The 2,497-nt window shown below is 44.0% G+C and carries 4 protein-coding genes; all 4 read right to left on the reverse strand.

Translation table 11 applies throughout. The annotated features are described in order from the left end of the window. On the reverse strand, positions 1 to 76 hold a 76-nt coding region (locus tag Q0257_RS00630; RefSeq protein ID WP_298020258.1), incomplete at its 3' end, for a sugar phosphate nucleotidyltransferase. After that, positions 69 to 1,193, reverse strand: coding sequence for a glycosyltransferase family 4 protein (locus tag Q0257_RS00635; RefSeq protein ID WP_298020249.1), 1,125 nt, complete (start codon positions 1,191 to 1,193; stop codon positions 69 to 71). The genes Q0257_RS00630 and Q0257_RS00635, both read right to left, overlap by 8 nt. Then, positions 1,190 to 2,293, reverse strand: a complete 1,104-nt coding sequence (locus Q0257_RS00640) for a glycosyltransferase (RefSeq protein ID WP_298020252.1) — start codon at positions 2,291 to 2,293, stop codon at positions 1,190 to 1,192. Before Q0257_RS00640 ends, Q0257_RS00635 begins: the two co-directional genes overlap by 4 nt. After that, a partial coding sequence (locus tag Q0257_RS00645; protein WP_298020255.1) for a hypothetical protein occupies positions 2,290 to 2,497 on the reverse strand: 208 nt, incomplete at its 5' end. The genes Q0257_RS00640 and Q0257_RS00645, both read right to left, overlap by 4 nt.

Genomic DNA, 2,497 nt, shown 5'->3' on the forward strand with positions numbered 1-2,497 from the left:
ACTGCTTCGGCATAAGCGTGCGGCTGATCGGCCACAGCCTCGTGCCGCTGCCGCCGCTTAGGATTATATTAGTCATTTAGGCCGTCCTTAAATTCCTCATATTTTTTCTCGACATAGCTTTTGATCTCGGACTCAAAGCGCGCGCGCGAAAATTTTAAAGAATTTTCTCTGATTTTTGTAGGCTCAAATTTATCATAATTTTGCTCAAATTTAGCTACGGCGGCGAGCAGCTCCTTTGTATTTTGCTCCATAAAATACAGCCCGCTCTCGCCGTCAATCACCGTCTCGCGAGCGCCGCCGCGCCCAAAGCAGATCACCGGCGTGCCGCACGCCTGCGCTTCTACCGGCGTAATGCCGAAGTCCTCCTCGGCGGCAAAAACAAACGCCTTTGCCCGCCCCATTAGATCCGCCATCGTTTCATCGTCTGCAAAGCCCAAAAGCTCGACATTTTTGCCCGCTTTTGATTTTATTTTGGCCATATCGGGCCCGTCTCCGATAACGAGCAGCTTTTTATCCGTCTGCGAAAACGCCTCGACGATGAGATCGATCTTTTTATACGGCACCATGCGCGAGGCAGTGAGATAGAACTCCTCTTTGGCTTCGCGCAGCGTAAATTTATCCACATCCACGGGCGGATAGATGACGTCGCTAGGCTTGCCGTATGTTTTTTTGATACGGCGCGCGATGTAGCGGCTATTCGCGACGTAGTAATCCACGCGGTTTGCGGTGCTCGCGTCCCAAATGCGAATTTTATGTAAAAAATACTTCGCCAGCACACCCTTTAAACCGCGATCCAGCCCGCTTTCGCGCAAGTACTGATGATACAGGTCCCACGCATAGCGGATCGGCGTGTGTACATAGGCGATGTGAAGTTGATTTGAGTGCGTCAGAACCCCCTTTGCGACGGCATGTGAGCTGGATAGTACAACGTCGTAGGCACTTAGATCAAACTGCTCGATCGCGAGCGGAAATAGCGGCAGGTAGTTGCGGTATTTGTCCTTCGCAAAGGGCAGCTTCTGGATAAAGCTCGTGTGAGCGTGCTTGCCTTTTAAAATTTTATCTCGGTCGGCATCGCTTAAAAAGTCGATGAGGCTGTAAATTTCAAAATCATCCCAGATATCAGTGAAACTCTCGACACATTTCTCCGCGCCCGCATAGGTGCTAAACCAGTCGTGGACAAGGGCTTTTTTCATTGCGGCTCCCTAGTTGATCTATTTTCAAACATTTGCTCATAAATTTTTTCCACTTTACAAACCGTGATGCCGATATCAAATTTATCTTTAAAATTTATCAACGCTTCGCTTTGCATTTTACCGTATATTTTCTCATCATTTAATAAATTTTCTATATCCCGGCACGCTTGCTGCGCGCTCTCAAACAAAAATCCGTTTTTGTCGTTTTCTACAACCTCGTTATTTCCCACTACGTTTGTCGCCACTACCGGGATGTCTAGCGACTGCGCCTCTATGAGCGCGTAAGGCAGCCCCTCCCATCTGGAAGTAGACAAGTAGATGTCCGTAGCGGATAGATACGCGGGTATTTCATCGGTAAAGCCCGTAAAGATTATATTTACGCCGTCTTTTTGCGCCATAGATTCAAATTTTGTCCTATCGTCGCCGTCTCCGAGCCACAAAAAAACGATGTTTGAATTGTCTTTAAAATTTTGAGCTATTTCGTACGCCAAGGACATATTTTTCGCATAATCAAATCTCGAAATAGTCGTAACTACCCTTTTCCCCGATAGATTAAATTTTATCTTGGCGTTATCGTCTTTCAAAAGAGCTTTTATGCCGTTATATACGATCTCGCACTTACTTTTTTTAAATAGTCTAAGCTTTAAACAAAGGCTATTTTCGCTATTTGAAACATTTATAAATTTATCGGTAAATAGCGTTAAAAACCGCTCCAAAAAAATATATGCACTCTTTTTCAAAAAGCCGTATTCTCCGATATGAACGCCGTGTAAAGTATGGACTATCTTTAGCCTTGGATTTAAAATTTTAAGCATCCGCGAATATATGCCTGCGCCCTTACCATGGGAATGGACTATCTCTATATCATTATCTTTTATAAATTTATTCAGCCCAAGGAGTTTTTTCACACTAAATTTTCTATGCGGCAAGATAAATATGTCTTTAATCTTTTTTGACTCGTTCCACAGATCATAGTAGGGCCTATCTTGCGGACAAGCAAGATATATCTCTATCTCGCTAGATAAATTATTTATAAGCAGATCGATGTGTTTTGGTCCCCCGCCGTGATCGGCCCTAAGCGTAATAAATAAAATTTTCATTTTTCTTTCTTTAATGACGAACTGGCAAGCAATTCCTTAAGTCTACCTAACCACGTCATTTTTTCCAGATCAAGGGGTAGCCGCTCTTCCTTATTTGAAATACAGCATAAAAACTCCTCTTTATCTTCCGCGAAATGCACATAATCAGCCATATCTTTAATCTGCTCCCACTCCACGCTAACAACCTTTAATCCGCAAGCTAGA

Source organism: uncultured Campylobacter sp., from assembly GCF_938018035.1.
GTDB lineage: Bacteria > Campylobacterota > Campylobacteria > Campylobacterales > Campylobacteraceae > Campylobacter_B.